Genomic DNA, 17892 nt, shown 5'->3' with positions numbered 1-17892 from the left:
GCACCGAGATGTCCGACCCGACCTCCCTGCCCACCCTTCCCGTCACCTTCCGGCCGGGCCGCACCCGGGTGATCCTGCTCACCGCCGGCGTCGTGATCTTCCTGGTCATCTCCGGGGTCGCGATGCTGCTGGAGCAGCTCGGCCCGGGGGAGCGGCTCAGCTTCGTCATCACCGGGGCACTGATCTTCTGGGCGCTGGCCCAGCTCGCCCGGGTGAAGGTCGTCGCCGACGAGACCGGCGTCACCGTCGTCAACATCGCCAGCAAGCGGCACCTGGCCTGGGCGGAGATCCTCCAGGTGAACCTCCGTCCGGGCGACCCCTGGGTCTTCCTCAACCTCAGCGACGGCACCAGCCTGCCCGCGCTCGGCATCCAGCCGGGTATCGCCAAGCAGCACGCCATCGCCGACGCGAAGGCCCTCCGGGCGCTGGCCGAGGCCCGCTCGATGCGGGATCTGCCCTAGAGGGCCATGTCTTGATTAATCTGTTGGCGGAGGCGTTTTCGTTGCGCCTCCGCCGCTGATGTTGCCCCCTGGTCTTCAGAGGCCCCCTGCTACCCGAGGAGTGACTCCCTCCAGCGATGGACGGATCGTCCTGTAGTACCTGCGCCGCCCCCTCCCGACATACCGAGGCGGCGGCATCATGACCATCCCCCTGCTGCTCCTCGGAGCGGCGTTCCTGCTGATTCTCGCCAACGGATTCTTCGTCGCCGCCGAGTTCGGCCTGGTGACCGTCGAACGCCCGGACGCCGAGAAGGCCGCCGCCGAGGGCGACCAGCGCGCCCGTACGGTCGTGGAGTCGCTGAAGGAACTGTCCTTCCAGCTCTCCGGCACCCAGCTCGGCATCACCATCACCTCCCTCGTCGTCGGCATGCTCGCCGAACCGGCCCTGGCCCAGCTGCTGCGCGGCCCGTTCACGGCGATCGGCATCCCCGGGGGCGCCGTCTCCGGTGTCGCCGTGGTGGTCGGCATGCTGCTGGCCTCCGCGGTCCAGATGGTGATCGGGGAACTCGTGCCCAAGAACTGGGCGGTGTCCCGGCCGCTGCAGGTCGCGCGCTTCGTCGCGGCCCCCCAGTACCACTTCTCCCGTCTGTTCCGCCCGGTGATCGCCGTGCTCAACACGGTCGCCAACCGGCTGGTGCGCGCCCTCGGCGTCGAACCCGCCGAGGAACTGGCCTCCGCCCGCACCCCGGGCGAACTGGTCTCCCTGGCCCGGCACTCGGCCCAGGCCGGCGCCCTGGAACAGGACACGGCCGACCTGTTCGTGCGCACCCTGTCCCTGGGCGACCTGACCGCGCAGCACGTCATGACCCCGCGCGTGAAGGTCAGCGCCCTCCAGGACACGGCCACCGCCGAGGACGTCGTCAACCTGACCCGCGCCACCGGTCTGTCCCGCTTCCCGGTCTACGGCGAGAAGATCGACGAGATCGTCGGCATGGCCCACCTCAAGGACGCGCTGGCGGTGCCCGTGCACGACCGGCTGCGCACACCGGTCGGCCGTATCGCCCGCAAGGCGCTCCTCGTCCCCGAGACGCTGCCGGTCCAGCCCCTCCTCGCCCGGCTGCGCAGCGAGCAGCCCATCGCGGTCGTGGTGGACGAGTACGGCGGCACGGCGGGTGTGGTCACCCTGGAGGACATCGTCGAGGAACTCGTCGGCGAGGTCCGTGACGAGCACGACGCCAAGGACATGCCCGAGCTGGCACCCGCCCCGCCGGAGGACGGCAGGCCCGCCTGGGACGTCGACGGCAGCTGCCGTGTCGACATCCTGCAGCGCATAGGCCTCGACGTGCCCGAGGGGCCGTACGAGACCGTCGCCGGCCTGGTCGCCGACCTGCTCGGGCGGATCCCGGCCCCCGGCGACCGGGCGGAACTGCCCGGCTGGCGGCTGTCCGTCCGCCAGGTCGGCCACTACCGCGCCGAACGGGTCCGCCTGGTCAGGACGGTCCCGGCGGCGAACGTCATGGAGGCCGTCCGATGAGCGTCCTCCAACTGGTCTTCGCCGCGCTGCTGGTGCTCGCCAACGGCTTCTTCGTCGGCGCAGAGTTCGCGCTCGTCTCCGTGCGCCGCAGCCAGATCGAACCGCTCGGCACGGCCCGGGCCCGGCAGGTGCTGTACGGCCTGGAGCGGCTGCCGCAGATGATGGCGGCCGCGCAGTTCGGCATCACCGTCTGTTCCCTGACGCTCGGCGCGGTGGCCGAGCCGACGGTCGCGCATCTGCTGGAGCCGCTGTTCGAGGCGATCCACCTGCCGCACGGCGTGATCCACCCGCTGGGCTATGTGATCGCCCTGGCCGCAGTGGTCTTCTTCCATCTCGTGATCGGCGAGATGGTGCCGAAGAACCTGGCGATGGCGGCCCCCGAGAAGGCCGCGCTGTGGCTGAGCCCCGGTCTGGTCGCCTTCGCCCGCCTGTGCCGGCCGATCACGGTGGCTCTGGGCGCCTGCGCCCAGGCCATCCTGCGGCTCTTCCGCGTCGAGCCCAAGGACGAGGTCGAGGCCGTCGTCACCAGCGAGCAGCTGAACCGCCTGCTGGAGGACTCCGGCCAGGCGGGCCTCCTCGACCCCGAGGAGCGGGAGCGGCTGGAGGACGCCCTCGAACTGGGCTCCCGCCCGGTGACGGACGTCCTGCTCCGGCGTGAGTCCCTGGTGACGGTGGCTCCGTCGGTCACGCCGGGGGAGATCGTCGACCTGACGGCCCGCACGGGCTACTCCCGCTTCCCGGTGGCGGCCGGGACCGGTGCGTTCATGGGCTACATCCACGTCAAGGACGTCCTGGACCTGGAGGACTCCGGCCGGGCCGTCCCCCAGCACGTGTGGCGCCCCATGGCCACCCTGCGCGCGGAACTCCCTCTGGACGACGCCCTGACGGTCATGCGCCGGGCAGCCACCCACCTTGCCCAGGTGGCGGACGCCTCCGGCCGGGTCCTGGGCCTGGTGGCCCTGGAGGACGCCCTGGAACTCCTGGTGGGCGAGGTCCGCGACCCGGCCCACCGCGAGAGTCCGGAACCGAAGCTCTCCGAGCCGAGGACCAGCGGCGAGCCGGAAGGGGCACTGGCCACGTAGCGCCGTTCCCGACCGCGGGCGGGCGGGGACCGGTCGCGCAGTTCCCCGCGCCCCTGGGGAGTCGCGGTGCCGTCGGCCGCGCTACATGGCCGACGGATCGTGCGGTCCCCGTCCCGACAGGACCTCTCCGTACGCCTGCATCAGGTCCGGGAGCCGCAGCGTCGCCAGGTCGTCCCGGGACAGCGCCCCCGGATACGTCGACAGGCGCAGATCCCGGTACGCGCAGCTCTTCTCGTACAGCGTCCGCAGAAAACGGCCGTTCCCCAGCTCGTCGATCCACCCCTGATCGACCACATGCCCGGCGATGGACCGCAGCTCCTCCAACGCCTCCTCGTCCCACAGGTCCCCGTTCTCCGTCGCGAGCACCTTGCCGATCTCGGTGAGCTCCAGCGGCCGGTAGGAGGGGAAGTCCACCCGTGTGGTGAAACGGGAGGAGAGACCGGGGTTCGCGGCGAGCAGCCGGTCCATGCCCTCGGGATAGCCGGCGAGGATCACCACCAGGTGGTCCCGGTTGTCCTCGGCCCGCTTCAGCAGCACCTGCAGCGCCTCGTCGCCGTACGCGTCCCCCTTGCCGTACCCGGAGTTGGACAGCGAGTAGGCCTCGTCCACGAAGAGCACCCCGCCGATCGCGGAGTCGATCAGCTCGTTGGCCTTCACGGCCGTCTGCCCGAGATACTCGCCGACGAGATCGGCCCGCTGCGCCTCCACGAGGTGGTCGCCGCCGAGCAGACCGAGCGCGTAGAACACCCGGCCGAGGATCCGGGCGACCGTGGTCTTGCCGGTCCCCGAGGGACCCGAGAACACGAAGTGCCGTTTGGGCGGCTGCACCGGCAGTCCCTGCCCGGCCCGCAGCCGTGCCATGTTCAGCTGTGCGGACAACGCCTTGACCTGGCGCTTGACCGGTTCGAGACCCACCATGCGCTCCAGCTCAGCGAGCGCCTCCTCGAGTAACGCGGCGTCGGTCGGGCCCGCGGGCAGGGGCGAGGACGGCATCCCGCTCTTCACCCGCACCGCCGGATCGGGGACCGACGGCACCGGACCGGCCGGCAGGTCCGGGTCCGGGAATCTGAGGTCGCGGCCCTCGGTGCCGAAGAGCGGGTCGAGCGTGTCCGGGCCGTCCATCGCGTCGGCACCGGCACCGGTCAGGGTGATCGCCGCGAGGTCGGCCGGATCGTCGTACCCGTCGCCCTCGGCGATCGCGGCGAGCCGGGCCGAGGTGTCCATGAAGGCCGGGTCGACCCGGTGCACCGCGCGGTACAACGGCATGGCCGCGGCACTGCGCCCGGTCCCCTCGTGCGCCCGCGCCAGCCAGTACCGCAGCTCCTTGCGCTGCGGCTGCTCGCTGCGGCAGCGCATCAGGGCCGCCGAGAGCAGCGGCTCGGCCTGGCCGTACATCTCCAGCCGGACCCGGGCCATGCCGCCGAACAGGCCCGCCTCGATGCCGAGCAGGGGATCGTCGAGCAGCGGATCGGTGTGCCGGACCAGCTGGTCCCAGTCCTTGACGAGATAGGTGCGGCAGGCGTGCAGAAAGCGGACCTGCGGGTCGGTGTCCACCGGGGGCAGCCCGGCCAGCGCCCGGTCCAGCTCCGGGACGTGCCGCCCGTCCAGCCAGTGCGAGGCGTGCGCCAGCAGCAGATCGCGGGGGCTCTCCAGCACCGGCTGCACCCACCAGCCCAGCCAGTACCAGGAGTTGAGGGTCCGGCGGTGCCGGGCGCGCTGCTCCCCGAAGCGGTCCCGGTGCCGGAACATTCTGAGCAGCGCCGTCGTCGTGTCGACCCGCAGCGCGTGCAGCCCGAGCCAGGCGTCCGCCATCCCCGGGTCCATCCGCGCCGCGGCGCGGAACTCCTCCTCCGCCTGCGGATAGGCACCCATCGTGTAGGCGTCCACACCTCGCAGCCAGGCGAGGTCGGCCGGGGCCTCGGGGCCCTGCGTGCCGAAGTCCATCACGTCCCCCACAAACCGTGCCCCCGTTGGTTCACCGCCGGGCAGTCGCCCGACGGCCGCCGCGGTCGAACCGCCGTGCCGCGGACCGGAGTTGCAGGTGCGCGAGGCAGCCGCTCGAAGGTCGCACCGAGGGCATCGTACCCGTGGGACGACCGCGCACCGAAGGGTGCCGCACGGGCCGTTTGACGAGGTGGGAGCAGACGGGGCGCACACGAAATGGTGACCGAGGGTGAGCGGATCGGTGCGCGGGGCGCCCGGAAAACGGCCGCGGGCAGAACGAAGCCCCCGATCACGGGGGAACAACCGGGGGCTTCGCGTATGTGGGCGGCGCGGAATGACCGCACATTGAGAACGTAAGACCTGTACGGTCCCCGGGTCAAGCGCCCCCGATGCGCTCAAGGAAGTTCCCCCGCAAGGGCCTTCACAAATTCACCACACTGCGGATGATCCATCACCCTGGGTGACCGTTCGGTCCGGTTCGGCGGCTCTCGCGGGCCCCGGCACTACCGCGTATCCCTCCGGCGTCTGCCGCACCAGGAGGTCGGCATGGGGGCGCGAGGGGTCGGCGGCGAAGTGCGCGTGCTCCGCCTCGACCCACCCGGCCCAGAACTCCCGCTGCTCCTCTCCGTCCCGCAGCCGGCCCCGTGCCCAGGACTCCTCGCGGGGCAGCTCCATCCACAGCAGCCCGGCCAGATGCGGCCGCAGCGCCCGGCGGCCGGCGCCGACCCCCTCGATCACGACGACGGGAGCGGGCGGCAGCGGGAGCGGCGGGCCGAACGCGCGGGCCCGCCAGTCGTAAGGGGTGTACCGCGCGCTCTCGCCGTGGGAGAGGGGCTCGATCACCTGGGCCAGGAGCCGGCCGGTCCAGTCGAAGAGCTGCTCGTGACTGGCGATGTCGTCCAGGTGCAGCAACGGCGCCCCGCCGAGCGCGGCGGCCAGCCGCCCGGCGAAGGTGGACTTTCCGGAGCCTGCGTGCCCGTCGACGGCGATCAGCCGGACCGGCCCCACGGAGGGGGGGAGCCCGCGCAGCCGGGCGGCGAGGTCGTGAATGGTGATTCCCGAGGTGTGGTGCGGTGTGGGGGGTTTTCCGGAAACAGTCTAGTAGCGGCCCATAGCGACTGGACCAATCGGGTGGCCGAAAAAGTCACTCCTTGAACCACTGGCTGACCGCCGGTCAATCGAAAGGATTAACATTCTCGGACCGTTGACCGGTATGTGAAACCCGGCGTTCCCGGTTCACCCAATGCTGAGTAAGGTGCCTGGTGCGCAACCGGGATGCGCCGAACGGGGACGGACAGGGGGACATGGTCGCGGAGTTATTCGAAGGGCACTATGTATGGCATCCGGCGGCCGACGACCGTGTCCTGGCGAGCGTATGCGTCGATGTGCGCGCCGGTCGTTATCGATACGCGTCCGAGGCCCTCGCCGAGACGCGTTCCGACTTCGCCCTGCGCGCCCACCGCTCGCTGGTGCTGGCCTCCGAGGCGGCCGGCACCGATCTGGTGGAGCGCTGGCTCGCCGAGGAACCGACCCCGGAAGCCGCGCTGATGTGGGCCCGGGTCGCGGTGCAGCGCGCGACGCGGGCCGCCGACGCGCGTGACGAGCGGGCCGAGGCGCTGGAGCGGATCGCGCTGACCGCCTGCGACCGGGCGGCCGCCATGGCTCCCGGCGACCCCACTCCCTGGGTCGCCAAGCTGGCCATGGCCCGGCTGCACCGGCTGCGCGACCCCGCACCGCAGGGCCTGCTCACCGCCCCGCCCGGACCCTGGCGGCTGTTCGCGCACATCCTGTCCCTGGACCCGTGGCACCGCGAGGGCCACCACCGCTTCCTGTCGTGCTTCTTCACCCGCCACGGCGGCTCGGTCAACGCGGCCTGGGACGTCGCCGCCTTCCTCAGCCAGCGGGCGCCCGCCGACTCCGCCCTCCGGCTGCTGCCGCTGGTCGCCCTCGTGGAGAGCTACAACCCCACCCAGCTGCTCGCCGACCGCGTCTGGGAACAGCCCCAGTGGCGCTCCACCGCGCTGGCGATCTACCAGAACTGGCTGCCCGCGGCGGCCGGTTACCGCTTCACCCCGGTGCTCGACCTGGCCTACCTCGCGCACGCGCTGGTCATGGCCCAGCGCGAGTTCGAGGCCCGGGCGGTCTTCACCGCGATGGGGCCGTACGCCTCGCGCATGCCCTGGAGCGCCTTCGGTGACCCCGCCGAGCAGCTCTCCCGGGCCCGGCGCACCTGCGGCCTGCCCGTCCCGGGAGCCGCCTGACCCCGCACGTGCTCCGTCCCCCCACCGAGAGAAAGGCAGATCTGTGTCCGAACGGATATCGACTCCACGGGCGAAGGCTCGCGGGGGAGAGGACCCGGTCGTGATCGACGACGACGCCACCCTGCATGCGATGGGATATCCCCGGAAACTCACCCGGCGTTTCCAGGCGTTCGACAATTTCGCGATCTCCTTCACCATCATCAATATCCTCTCGGGTATTTTCTCGTCCTTCGGATACGGGATGAACGCGGGCGGACCCCGCATTCTCGTGTTCGGCTGGATCGGCGTGTCCGTCATGGTGCTGTTCATCGGCGCCGCGATGGCGGAGGTCGCCTCCGCCTATCCGACGAGCGGTGCGCTGTATTTCTCGGCGGGCAAGCTCGCCAAGCGGCACAAGGGCGCCTGGTCCTGGTTCACCGGCTGGCTGAACTTCGTGGGCCAGATCGGCGGCACCGCCGCCACCGGCTATGCGGCGGCCACCTTCGTCCAGGCCTTCATCGCCCTGCAGTGGACCTCGTACCGGCCTACCGCGCACCAGACGGTCCTGATCACGGCCGTGATCATCGTGCTGCAGGGCCTCGCCAACACCTACACCGTCCAGCTCGTCGCCGTGCTGAACCGGATTTCCGTATGGTGGCTGCTGATCGGACTCGTGGTGATCGTCAGTGCACTCATAGTGATGCCCGACCACCATCAGCCGGCGTCCTTCGTGACGCATTTCGAGAACAACACCGGCTTCACGAGCGGGCTTTACGGCGGGATGCTCGGGCTGCTGGTCACCAGCTGGACCTTCACCGGGTTCGACGGCAGCTTCCACATGTCCGAGGAAACGGTCCGCGCGACGGTGAACGCACCGCGGGGGATCACCCGCTCCATCGGCTATTCGGCGATCACCGGGCTGATCCTGATGCTTGCACTGGTCTACAGCATTAGCGACTACGGCAGGGTGGCGGGCTCCTCGGCGCCGCCCGTCCAGATTCTCATCGACGGCCTCGGCCTGGGCACCGCCAAGCTGATGCTCCTCATCGTCATCGGCGCGATGCTCTTCTGCGGCCTCGCCAACCTCACCAGCAACACCCGGCAGATCTTCGCCTTCTCCCGGGACGGCGCCATGCCCGGCTCGGGCCTGTGGCACTCGGTCTCTCCGCGCACCCGTACGCCCGTGAAGGCCGTGTGGCTCGCGGTGGCCTGCTCGCTCGCCCTGGTGGTCCCGGGCTGGTGGTCGCACACGGCGTTCACCGCGATCGTCAGCGTCAACGTGGTCGGACTCTTCCTCGCCTACGCCGTGCCGATCTTCCTGCGGCTGCGGCTCGGCGACGAGTTCCAGCCCGGCCCCTGGCACCTGGGCCGCTGGGGCAGGCCGATCGGCTGGCTCGCGGTGATCTGGATCGGGCTCAGCAGCGTCCTGTTCATGCTGCCGCAGGCCTCACCGATCACCGTCGACTCCTTCAACTACGCGCCGATCGCGCTGGCCGCCGTCCTGGTCGTGGCCACGGTGTGGTGGTTCGCCACCGCCCGCCGCCGCTTCCAGGGTCCGGTCAGCTACGGCGGCCCCGACGAGGTCGCCGCGATGGACCTCGTCTGACCCGCACCGGCCACGGCCCCGGCGCACGGCATTCCGTCCGCGCCGGGGTCGTCGTGCACCCCCCTTCGACCCACTCCAGTGGCCCAGACCAATATTGGTGGCGCGCCATGCGCGGAAGTGCTGGCAGGGGCATGCCGTCTCCTCCATAGTTGGCGCACAACCACACCGGACCAGCAACGACTCGGATACTTGGGGGTTGACCGAGCCCATGAGCAGAGCCCAGGAACCGTCCCGCCGCACCGTCCTCACCGCCGCAGTGGTCGCCGCGGTCGCCTCCGGGGCCGTGCCCGCGGCCGCCGCCACCGCGAAGGCGTCCGGCGCCGACGCGGACGACCCCGCCCAGGTGCCGGCCCGTCCCATCGACTACCACGCCTGGACGACGTACCGCGACTGGCGCCTGGGCGCCGCCGAGGGTGTCCGGGCCGTCTCCGGCCTGCGCCCCGGTGTCGAGATCGGCACCGCCGCCGGCCGCACCGACTACACCGACCCGCACACGGGCACCACCGCCGGCTGGGAGTACGCGACCTGGACCTCCCCGGTGCACCGGCTCGCCGTGCCCGCGACGGAGGTCGTCGCCTCCTGGAACGCGCACACCCCCGACGGCACCTGGCTCCAGGTCGAGCTGCGGGGCACGTACTCGGACGGCACCGACACGCCCTGGTACGTGATGGGCCGCTGGGCGTCCGGGGACCAGGACATCAAGCGGACCTCGGTGGACGGCCAGAAGGACGGCAGGAGCACGATCTGGACCGACACCTTCGCCGTCGACGACGCGAGCACCGGCCTGCGGCTGGCCTCGTACCGGCTGCGCCTGACCCTCTACCGCAGGCCGGACACCCGGCTCACGCCGACCGTCTGGCGGCTCGGCGCCATGGGCTCCGACATCCCCGACCGCTTCACCGTGCCGGCCTCCACCGCCGGGTTCGCCGGGGAACTGGGCGTCCCGCGCTACTCGCAGGAGATCCACAAGGGCCAGTACCCGGAGTACGACAACGGGGGCGAGGCCTGGTGCAGCCCCACCTCCTCGCAGATGATCGTCGAGTACTGGGGCGGCCGGCTCACCGCCGAGCAGCTGTCCTGGGTCGACCCGTCCTACGCCGACCCGCAGGTGGACCACGCGGCCCGCTCCACCTACGACTACCAGTACCAGGGCTGCGGCAACTGGCCCTTCAACGCCGCCTACGCGGCCACGTTCAAGGGCCTCCAGGGCGTGGTCACCCGGCTCGCCTCGCTGACCGAACTGGAGACGCTGATCGCGGCCGGCATCCCGGCCATAACGTCACAGTCCTTCCTGAAGACCGAGCTGACCGGCGCCGGGTACGGCACCTCGGGTCACCTGATGACCGTGATCGGCTTCACCGCGGACGGCGACGTGATCGCGGGCGACCCGGCCTCGGCCGACGACGCGGCCGTGCGGCGGGTCTACCTGCGGCGCGAGTTCGAGAACATCTGGCTGAGGACCAAGCGGTACAACGCCTCCGGCAAGGTCGTCTCCGGCACCGGCGGGGTCTGCTACCTCTACTTCCCGGCCCAGCCGAACCCGCGCCAGCGCAAGGCGCTCCAGGCGGTGGGGGTGTGCTGACCCGGACCGTGTGAGCAACGTCTCCGCCGCAAACGCCGTCGCGGGTGGCAAGGTGGACAAATAGGTGGGGGGTTCCACTCCGTTCGTCCGACCTCTGCGAGAAACCATGACCGCACAGCAGGCCACCGCCACCCGCGTCCGCACCGGCGGCCCCCGGGAAGACGGCCCGACGATCCTCGAGCACGTCATGGGCTGGGTGCTTGTCGCGGTGATCGCGATGCTGGTGACCCGGCTCGGACTGCTCTGACCCGACTCCTTACCCGGTCGGCATGTTCTGACATACTGCGGAGGTCCCGCCGACCTCCTAGACCAGGGTCGAAATTGAATATGAGTCAACAGCGTGCCGCCGTCCGTCCCCGGGCGCGCGGCACCGAGCGTTCCGTGGCGCGTCGCGCCGAACTCCTCGCCATCGGGCGGAAGCTGTTCGCCGACACGTCGTACGACGCGCTGTCCATGGACGACATCGCCCGGCAGGCACATGTCGCCAAGGGGCTGATCTACTACTACTTCCAGTCCAAGCGCGGCTACTACCTGGCGATCATCCAGGACTCCGTCGCCGACCTGGTCACCTTCGCCGCGAGCGGCCTGGAACTGCCCGCCGTGGACCGCGTCCAGCGCACCGTCGACAGCTACCTGCGCTTCGCCGAGCACCACCAGGCCGCCTACCGCACCATCGTCAGCGGCGGGGTCGGCTTCGACACCGAGGTGCACGCCATCCGGGACGGGGTGCGCGAGGCGATCATCGACACCATCGCCGAGGGCGCCTACGGGCGCAGTGACATCGCCCCGCTCGCCCGCATGGGCCTGCTCTCCTGGGTGTGCAGCGTCGAGGGGGCCACCCTCGACTGGATCGACCGCCCCGAACTCTCCCGCGACACCATGCGCGATCTGCTGGTGAAGATGCTCGGCGGATCCCTGCGCGCCGTGGCGGAACTGGATCCGTCCTACCCGGCCCCGCTCCCGGCCTGCCGCAACGCCTGACGGCGAGGAGCGGAGGCTCGTGGTCCTCCGCTCCAGCCCCCCGGCTCCGGGGCTAGTTGATCGACTTGATCAGCTCACCGTTCGTGGTGTCGCCGCTGAGTTCCCAGAAGAAGGTGCCGCCGAGGCCCTGCTGGTTCTTGTACGTCATCTTCGTGGCGATGGTCGCCGGGGTGTCGTAACTCCACCAGTTGTTGCCGCACTTGGCGTAGGCCGTGCCACCCACCGTGCCGGTGGCCGGGCACTTGGTCCTGAGCACCTTGTAGTCGTCGATGCCCTGCTCGTACGTCCCCGCCGCCGGACCCGTCGCGGTGCCGCCCGGCGCCGCCTGCGTGACCCCGGTCCAGCCGCGCCCGTAGAAGCCGATGCCGAGCAGCAGCTTGGCGGCCGGGATGCCGAGGCCCTTCAGCTTGGCGATGGTCGCCGAGGTGTGGAAGTTCGCCTTCGGGATGCCCGAGTAGGAGTTCAGCGCAGAGTGCGGGGCGGTCGGGCCGGTCGGGTCCCAGGCGCCGAAGTAGTCGTACGTCATCGGGTTGTACCAGTCGACGTACTGGGCCGCGCCCGCGTAGTTCGCCGCGTCGATCTTGCCGCCGCTGGTGGCGTCGGCGGTGATCGCCGCGGTGACCAGGCTGCCCGGGCCGAACTTCGAGCGCAGGGCGGCCATGACGTTCTTGAAGGCCTCCCGGCCGCTGGCGTCGCAGGTGTTGCCGCAGGCGTTCGGGTACTCCCAGTCGATGTCGATGCCGTCGAAGACGCCCGCCCACTTGGAGTTCTTCACCAGGTCGTAGCAGGACTGGGCGAAGGCGGCCGGGTTCCTCGCGGCCTCGCCGAAGCCGCCTGACCAGGTCCAGCCGCCGAAGGACCACAGGATCTTCAGGCCGGGGTGCTTCTTCTTCAGCTTCAGCAGCTGGTTGAAGTTGCCGCGCAGCGGCTGGTCCCAGGTGTCGGCGACGCCGTCCACGGACTCGGCGGCGGTGTAGGCGCGGTCGGTGGCCGCGTACGAGTCGCCCATGGCGCACTTGCCGCCGGTGACGTTGCCGAACGCGTAGTTGATGTGGGTCAGCCTGGCCGCGGAGCCCGAGGTCTCGATGTTCTTGACGTAGTACTTGCGGTCGTAGGTGCCCCATTCGGTGAAGTAGCCGACGACCTTGGAGCCGGCCTTCAGCTGGGGAGCGGCCGGCGCGGCCGCGGTGGCGGTGCCCGCCCCGGCCAGCAGCCCGGCTCCGAGGGCGGCGGAACAGACGGCGGCGACCAGCGCCCGCAACCCTGTGCGGGGGCGGTGGGGAGTGTGCATCGGGTGGCTCCTCGTGGGGGAGAGGGGAACGCGCGCCGATTGGCATGAACGCGGTAAAGCGTTGGTCATGCACAGTAGGAGGACTAGACCACTGCGTCAATGGTTCGGACCAATTTCAGGGGTGGGGGGAGTTCCGGCTGGATTCTTGAAGTAAGCGGTCGTTAACTGGTGACGGGAGGCCGCTGATCGGGCATACTCACGGCACAGAGCCGCTGGTCAGCCGCTTCCGAGACCCGGGAGCGGGCGCCTTCGGCGAACTGGAACGACCAGGCGGAGCCGCCCCACCCACGGCGCATCCGCCGATGTGCCCGAACAGGGAGGAGACCGACGCCATGTCCGACCGCGACCCGCAGCCGGTGGAGCGTCAACTGCCCACGGAAGAGGCGAGAGATCTGCTCGCGCTCGTCCGTGAGATCGCGCAGCGCGAGATCGCGCCGAAGGCGGCCGAGGAGGAGGACGCCGGACGCTTCCCGCGCGAGGTCTTCACCCTGCTCTCGGACTCGGGCCTGCTGGGCCTGCCGTACGACTCCGAGTACGGCGGGGGCGAGCAGCCCTACGAGGTCTACCTCCAGGTCCTGGAGGAGCTGGCCGCGGCCCGCCTCACCGTCGGCCTCGGCGTCAGCGTGCACACGCTCGCCTCCTACGCCCTCGCCGCCTACGGCACCAAGCAGCAGCAGGTCGAGCACCTGCCCGCGATGCTCGGCGGCGGCCTGCTCGGCGCCTACTGCCTCTCCGAGCCGTCCTCCGGTTCGGACGCGGCCTCACTGCGCACCAAGGCCGTCCGGGACGGCGACGGCTGGGTGATCACCGGCACCAAGGCCTGGATCACGCACGGTGGGATCGCCGACTTCTACACCGTGATGGCCCGCACCGGCGAGGACGGCTCGCGCGGGATCACGGCCTTCCTGGTGCCGGGCGACGCCGAGGGTCTGAGCGGCGCGGCGCCCGAGAAGAAGATGGGCATGAAGGGCAGCCCCACCGCCCAGGTCCACTTCGACGGCGTCCGGGTCGGTGACGACCGGCGCATCGGGGAGGAGGGCCAGGGCTTCTCGATCGCGCTGTCCGCGCTCGACTCGGGCCGGCTCGGCATCGCGGCCTGCGCCATAGGCGTGGCCCAGGCCGCGCTCGACGAGGCGGTCGGCTACGCCACCGAGCGCCGGCAGTTCGGCCGCCCCATCGCCGACTTCCAGGGGCTGCGCTTCATGATCGCCGACATGGCCACCCAGATCGAGGCCGGCCGCGCGCTGTACCTCGCGGCCGCCCGGCTGCGCGACGCGGGCAGGCCGTTCGCCAAGCAGGCGGCCATGGCCAAGCTGCACTGCACCGACACGGCGATGAAGGTCGCCACGGACGCCGTGCAGATACTCGGCGGCTACGGCTACACCGCCGACTTCCCGGCCGAGCGCTACATGCGCGAGGCCAAGGTCCTGCAGATCGTCGAGGGCACCAACCAGATCCAGCGGATGGTCATCGCCCGTCACGTGGCAGGGCCTGAGGGTCGCTGAACTGCCCCCTGCGGACCGTCGGTGCCGCCAGCCTGACCCACTCCGGGTCGTGGCGGCCCGGCAGGGTGCGGCCCCGGTCCTCCCAGGTGCGCATCAGGTCGCGGTAGATGGGCGGGTCCTGCGGCGCGGGCGGCGGCGGCACCGATTTTGCGGGGCGGGGCACGAAGATGCGGCGCTGACGCCCGGTCGCCCAGTACGTGGCGGTCATGCCTGGGGAACGCGGCGGACACCGGGCAGGTCACGGTCCGACGGAATCGAGCGCGAGTTCACGGACGTCCGGTTCCGGCTCTGGCCTCCTCCGGACATCTGACGTACCGTCAGCGGACTGTCCTCCAGGGGGTGTCCGTGGCCGACGACCGTCCCGTACCGCTCGACGAGTACCCCGTCCACCAGGTGCCGCTGTCCATGAAGCACATGGCGACCGGGGACCGGAACGCCTACGACCGCTGCATCTTCCACGTCTTCGACCACACCGGCCGTGCCCTGCTCATCCTCGGCCTCGGTGTCTACCCCAACCTGGGCGTGATCGACGCCTACGCGACCCTCCGCACCGGGGACATCCTGCACGCCGTCCGCGCCTCGGACGCGCTCGGCGAGGACCGGATGCGGCTCGCCGTCGGCCCGCTGCGCATCGAGGTCCAGGAGCCGCTGAGGCGGCTGCGTCTGGTCTGCGAGGACGACCTGTCGTACGACCTCACCTGGACCGCGGCCTTCCCGGCCCTGTGGGAACCCCACCACCTCCAGCGCCGGGGCGACCGGCTCACCCTGGAGGGGCGCAGATTCGTCCAGGCGGGCACGGTGACGGGTGTGATCCGGGCGGGCGGCACGGAGTTCGAGGTCTCCTCGGAGGGCTGGACCGGCACTCGGGACCGCAGCTGGGGCGTACGGCCGGTGCCGGGGGAGGAGAGCGGCAGGCTCGCCGAGGACCACCCGACCGAGGGCTTCCACTGGATCTGGTGCCCGGTCCGCTTCGAGGACCGCTTCCTGATGGTCATCACCCAGGAGGACGCCGACGGCCACCGCTCCCTGAACGATGCCACCCTGCTCCGCCCCGGCCACCGCGACCGCCAGCTGGGCTGGCCCCAGGCCGAGATCACCTACCGCTCCGGCACCCGTCACCCCGAGCGCGCGGTCGTCCACCTCGGCGACCCGCGCAAACCGCTGGAGCTGGAGGCGGAGATCCTGGCCTCGTCGCCGCTCGCGGTCGGCGCGGGCTATCCGCCGGCGGACGACTGGCAGCACGGAACCTGGCAGGGCCGGGGATGGACCGACCGGCGCACCTACGACATGGCGTCGCCGCACCCCCTCGCCGCCTACGGCGTCACCGACCACTCCGCCCGCTTCCGGATGGACGGACAGACGGGCTACGGCATCTTCGAGCACGGTTCGTTCGGCCGGCACGACCCGAGCGGCTTCACGGGCTTCGGCTCGGTCGCACCCTGAGGGAGGGCGAGATGGCCACGGCACCGCGTCCGCGCACCAGCACCCGCGACCCCGAGGAGCTCACCCGGCGCCTCACGGCCTGGCTCGGTACCCGGCTGCCCGGGGCCAAGGCCGTCGGAGTCACCGTCCCGGCCTCCAACGGGATGTCCAGCGAGACCCTGCTCTTCGACATCGAGCACCCCCGGCCACCCCTGCGTTCCTGCGCGTTGCGGCTCGCGGCGGACCCGGCGGCGTACACCGTCTTCCCTCAGTACGACATGGCCCGCCAGTACCGCACCCTGAAGCTCGTCGCCGACCGCACCGACGTCGCGGTGCCCCGGGTGCTCTGGCTGGAGGAGGACCCGGAGCCGCTCGGGGCGCCGTTCTTCGTCATGGAAAGGGTGGCCGGACGGGTGCCGCCGGACGTCATGCCGTACACGTACGAGGGCAGTTGGCTGCACGCGGCGAGCGACGCGGAGCGCGAGCATCTGGAGGCCGCCACCGTCGCTCTGCTCGCCCGGCTGCACGACCAGATCCCCTTGCGTGAAGCCGGGTTCCTCGCCGTGCCGGGCGAAGGCGACGCCCTGCGCCGGCATGTGACGGCCCAACGGGCCTACTACTCCTGGGTGACCGACGGGCTCGCCCGCTCACCGCTGATCGAGGCCGCGTTCGACCGGCTGGAGCAGCTGTGGCCGCGCGAGCCCGGCACACCGGTCCTCAACTGGGGCGACGCCCGGATCGGGAACGTCGTCTACGACGGCTTCGACCCCGTCGCCGTCCTCGACTGGGAGATGGCCGCCCTCGCCCCGCGCGAGGTGGACCTCGGCTGGACCGTCTACCTGCACCGCTTCTTCCACGACCTGGCGGTCGCCTCCGGACAGCGCGGACTGCCCGACTTCCTGCGCCGCGACCGCGTCGAGGCCCGCTACACCGGACTGACCGGTCACACCCCGCGGGACATGGAGTTCTACACCCTCTACGCGGCCCTGCGGCACGCGATCGTGATGCTGCGCGTCGCCTACCGCCAGGTGTACTTCAAAGAGAACGCCGTGCCGGCGGACCCGGACACGCTGATCCTGCACCACGGCAGTCTGCGCGCCATGGTGCAGGGCAGCTACTGGGACTGAGCCGGGCCGGTCCGCGGGGACTCAGGCGGCCTGGCGGCGCATCTCCGGTACGCGCATCGGGCGCGAGCCCGGGCCACCGACGTGCGAGAAGGGCTGCGTCCGCCAGTCCAGACCCTGGGGGAGCGTGAGCAGCAGGGCCATGTCCTGCTCCTGCGGCTCGAAGGACTCGTCCGCGGGGCGGGCGTCGGCCGCCGCGCGGCCCGTGCCCGCGCAGACCGTGAGCCCGAACGGGTTCCACGGCGAGGCGCACAGCGCGTGCTCCGGCAGGATCTCCTCGTCCGCCAGCAGCGCGATCGGCTGTGCGCAGTCCGGGCAGATCACCCGGTACATCTCGAAGGTGTCGTAGGCGTCGAGCTCATCGGCCTCGAGGGCGTCGGGTTCGACACCCTCCGGCTCGGGCTCGACCACCGGCTGCTGCCGCTTGGACGCGGAACGACCAGGGCGCTTGAGACTCTGCATGGGTTTCTCCCCCTAAAGGTGGGCCGTGAAGGCACTGCGGCCTCGACCACAGCAAGCACTTCCCGTCCGCTCTCGGCGGTAATCACGAGAACATCACGGAGCTGGTTCGAGCGCTGTGGCGTTCGTCACATGCCGTGCGCAGGTGCCCGCTGCGGTCCTTTTTGTGCCGGAGCGGGTGTGACCTGCGTTGCTGAGCTATCCGAGGAGATCAACGGCACTGTAGGTTTTGGCGCCATGGAGGAGCTGGACCGTCAGATCGTGCAGCTGCTCGTCAAGGACGGGCGGATGAGCTACACCGACCTGGGCAAGGCCACGGGCCTGTCCACGTCGGCGGTGCACCAGCGGGTGCGCCGGCTCGAACAGCGTGGTGTCATCCGCGGCTATGCCGCGGTGGTCGACCCTGAGGCCGTCGGGCTGCCCATGACGGCGTTCATCTCGGTGAAACCCTTCGACCCCAGCGCCCCGGACGACATCTCGGACCGCCTGGCCGGCGTCCCCGAGATCGAGGCCTGCCACAGCGTCGCCGGCGACGAGAACTACATCCTCAAGGTGCGCGTGGCCACCCCGCACGAACTGGAGGAGCTGCTCGCCCGGGTCCGCACCCTGGCCGGCGTCTCCACCCGCACCACCGTCGTGCTGTCCACCCCCTACGAAGCGCGTCCCCCGAAGATCTGAACCG

Annotated in this window: 17 protein-coding genes; 12 read left to right on the top strand and 5 right to left on the bottom strand. The window is 71.0% G+C overall.

Annotated elements, in window-relative coordinates; all coding sequences use genetic code 11:
* Positions 1–8: 8 nt before the first annotated feature.
* From FB157_RS18265 to FB157_RS18255, 3 genes are all read left to right on the top strand, one after another.
* Complete coding sequence (locus FB157_RS18265; protein ID WP_145881016.1) at positions 9–461, top strand: PH domain-containing protein; 453 nt, start codon at positions 9–11, stop codon at positions 459–461.
* A gap of 178 nt (positions 462–639) precedes the next feature.
* Complete coding sequence (locus FB157_RS18260) at positions 640–1974, top strand: hemolysin family protein (protein WP_145881014.1); 1335 nt, start codon at positions 640–642, stop codon at positions 1972–1974.
* Entirely contained in the window at positions 1971–3056 is a 1086-nt protein-coding gene (locus FB157_RS18255) for a hemolysin family protein (RefSeq protein ID WP_145881012.1), read from the top strand. The genes FB157_RS18260 and FB157_RS18255 overlap by 4 nt, the downstream gene beginning before the upstream one ends.
* A gap of 81 nt (positions 3057–3137) precedes the next feature.
* Here the strand turns inward: FB157_RS18255 and FB157_RS18250 are convergent, their stop codons facing one another.
* Both FB157_RS18250 and FB157_RS18245 read right to left on the bottom strand, forming a co-directional pair.
* The gene (locus FB157_RS18250; protein ID WP_145881010.1) at positions 3138–5000 is read right to left on the bottom strand and encodes an AAA family ATPase; all 1863 of its coding nucleotides are present in this window, start codon (positions 4998–5000) and stop codon (positions 3138–3140) included.
* 429 nt (positions 5001–5429) lie between these two features.
* On the bottom strand, positions 5430–6050 hold the full coding sequence (locus FB157_RS18245; RefSeq protein ID WP_145881008.1) for a uridine kinase: 621 nt from the start codon (positions 6048–6050) through the stop codon (positions 5430–5432).
* A 254-nt stretch (positions 6051–6304) separates the two neighbouring features.
* Here FB157_RS18245 and FB157_RS18240 point away from each other — a divergent pair, with 254 nt between their 5' ends.
* The 5 genes from FB157_RS18240 (at position 6305) to FB157_RS18220 (ending at position 11409) form a co-directional block, all read left to right on the top strand.
* A complete protein-coding gene (locus tag FB157_RS18240; protein ID WP_145881342.1) occupies positions 6305–7261 on the top strand; it encodes a hypothetical protein in 957 nt (318 codons plus the stop codon).
* Positions 7262–7304: 43 nt separating this feature from the next.
* Complete coding sequence (locus tag FB157_RS18235) at positions 7305–8846, top strand: amino acid permease (RefSeq protein ID WP_145881005.1); 1542 nt, start codon at positions 7305–7307, stop codon at positions 8844–8846.
* Positions 8847–9054: 208 nt separating this feature from the next.
* A complete protein-coding gene (locus tag FB157_RS18230) occupies positions 9055–10428 on the top strand; it encodes a peptidase C39 family protein (protein ID WP_145881003.1) in 1374 nt (457 codons plus the stop codon).
* 106 nt (positions 10429–10534) lie between these two features.
* A complete protein-coding gene (locus FB157_RS18225; protein ID WP_145881001.1) occupies positions 10535–10675 on the top strand; it encodes an SCO1431 family membrane protein in 141 nt (46 codons plus the stop codon).
* Between the two features lie 74 nt (positions 10676–10749).
* The gene (locus FB157_RS18220; RefSeq protein ID WP_145880999.1) at positions 10750–11409 is read left to right on the top strand and encodes a TetR/AcrR family transcriptional regulator; all 660 of its coding nucleotides are present in this window, start codon (positions 10750–10752) and stop codon (positions 11407–11409) included.
* Positions 11410–11461: 52 nt separating this feature from the next.
* On the opposite strand, the gene FB157_RS18215 is transcribed toward FB157_RS18220, so the two are convergent.
* Positions 11462–12700 carry a glycoside hydrolase family 18 protein gene (locus tag FB157_RS18215; RefSeq protein WP_145880997.1) on the bottom strand — a complete coding sequence of 413 codons (1239 nt, stop codon included), beginning with the start codon at positions 12698–12700 and terminating at the stop codon, positions 11462–11464.
* 332 nt (positions 12701–13032) lie between these two features.
* Between FB157_RS18215 and FB157_RS18210 the strand changes: the two genes are divergently transcribed.
* Positions 13033–14205, top strand: a complete 1173-nt coding sequence (locus FB157_RS18210) for an acyl-CoA dehydrogenase family protein (RefSeq protein ID WP_145880995.1) — start codon at positions 13033–13035, stop codon at positions 14203–14205.
* Here FB157_RS18210 and FB157_RS18205 read toward each other — a convergent pair.
* Positions 14168–14413, bottom strand: coding sequence for a hypothetical protein (locus tag FB157_RS18205; RefSeq protein ID WP_186581560.1), 246 nt, complete (start codon positions 14411–14413; stop codon positions 14168–14170). The genes FB157_RS18210 and FB157_RS18205 overlap by 38 nt on opposite strands.
* 137 nt (positions 14414–14550) lie before the next feature.
* Between FB157_RS18205 and FB157_RS18200 the strand changes: the two genes are divergently transcribed.
* Positions 14551–15648 carry a hypothetical protein gene (locus FB157_RS18200; protein WP_145880993.1) on the top strand — a complete coding sequence of 366 codons (1098 nt, stop codon included), beginning with the start codon at positions 14551–14553 and terminating at the stop codon, positions 15646–15648.
* A gap of 11 nt (positions 15649–15659) precedes the next feature.
* Positions 15660–16754 carry a phosphotransferase family protein gene (locus tag FB157_RS18195; RefSeq protein ID WP_145880991.1) on the top strand — a complete coding sequence of 365 codons (1095 nt, stop codon included), beginning with the start codon at positions 15660–15662 and terminating at the stop codon, positions 16752–16754.
* Between the two features lie 21 nt (positions 16755–16775).
* Here the strand turns inward: FB157_RS18195 and FB157_RS18190 are convergent, their stop codons facing one another.
* On the bottom strand, positions 16776–17213 hold the full coding sequence (locus tag FB157_RS18190; protein WP_145880989.1) for a hypothetical protein: 438 nt from the start codon (positions 17211–17213) through the stop codon (positions 16776–16778).
* Positions 17214–17447: 234 nt separating this feature from the next.
* Between FB157_RS18190 and FB157_RS18185 the strand changes: the two genes are divergently transcribed.
* Positions 17448–17888, top strand: a complete 441-nt coding sequence (locus FB157_RS18185; protein ID WP_094220813.1) for an Lrp/AsnC family transcriptional regulator — start codon at positions 17448–17450, stop codon at positions 17886–17888.
* Positions 17889–17892 lie beyond the last annotated feature (4 nt).

It is taken from the genome of Streptomyces sp. BK340, assembly GCF_007827595.1.
Taxonomy (GTDB): Bacteria; Actinomycetota; Actinomycetes; order Streptomycetales; family Streptomycetaceae; genus Streptomyces.
The sequence above is the reverse complement of the archived record's forward strand: the minus strand, read 5'-3'. Positions and strand labels throughout refer to the sequence as shown.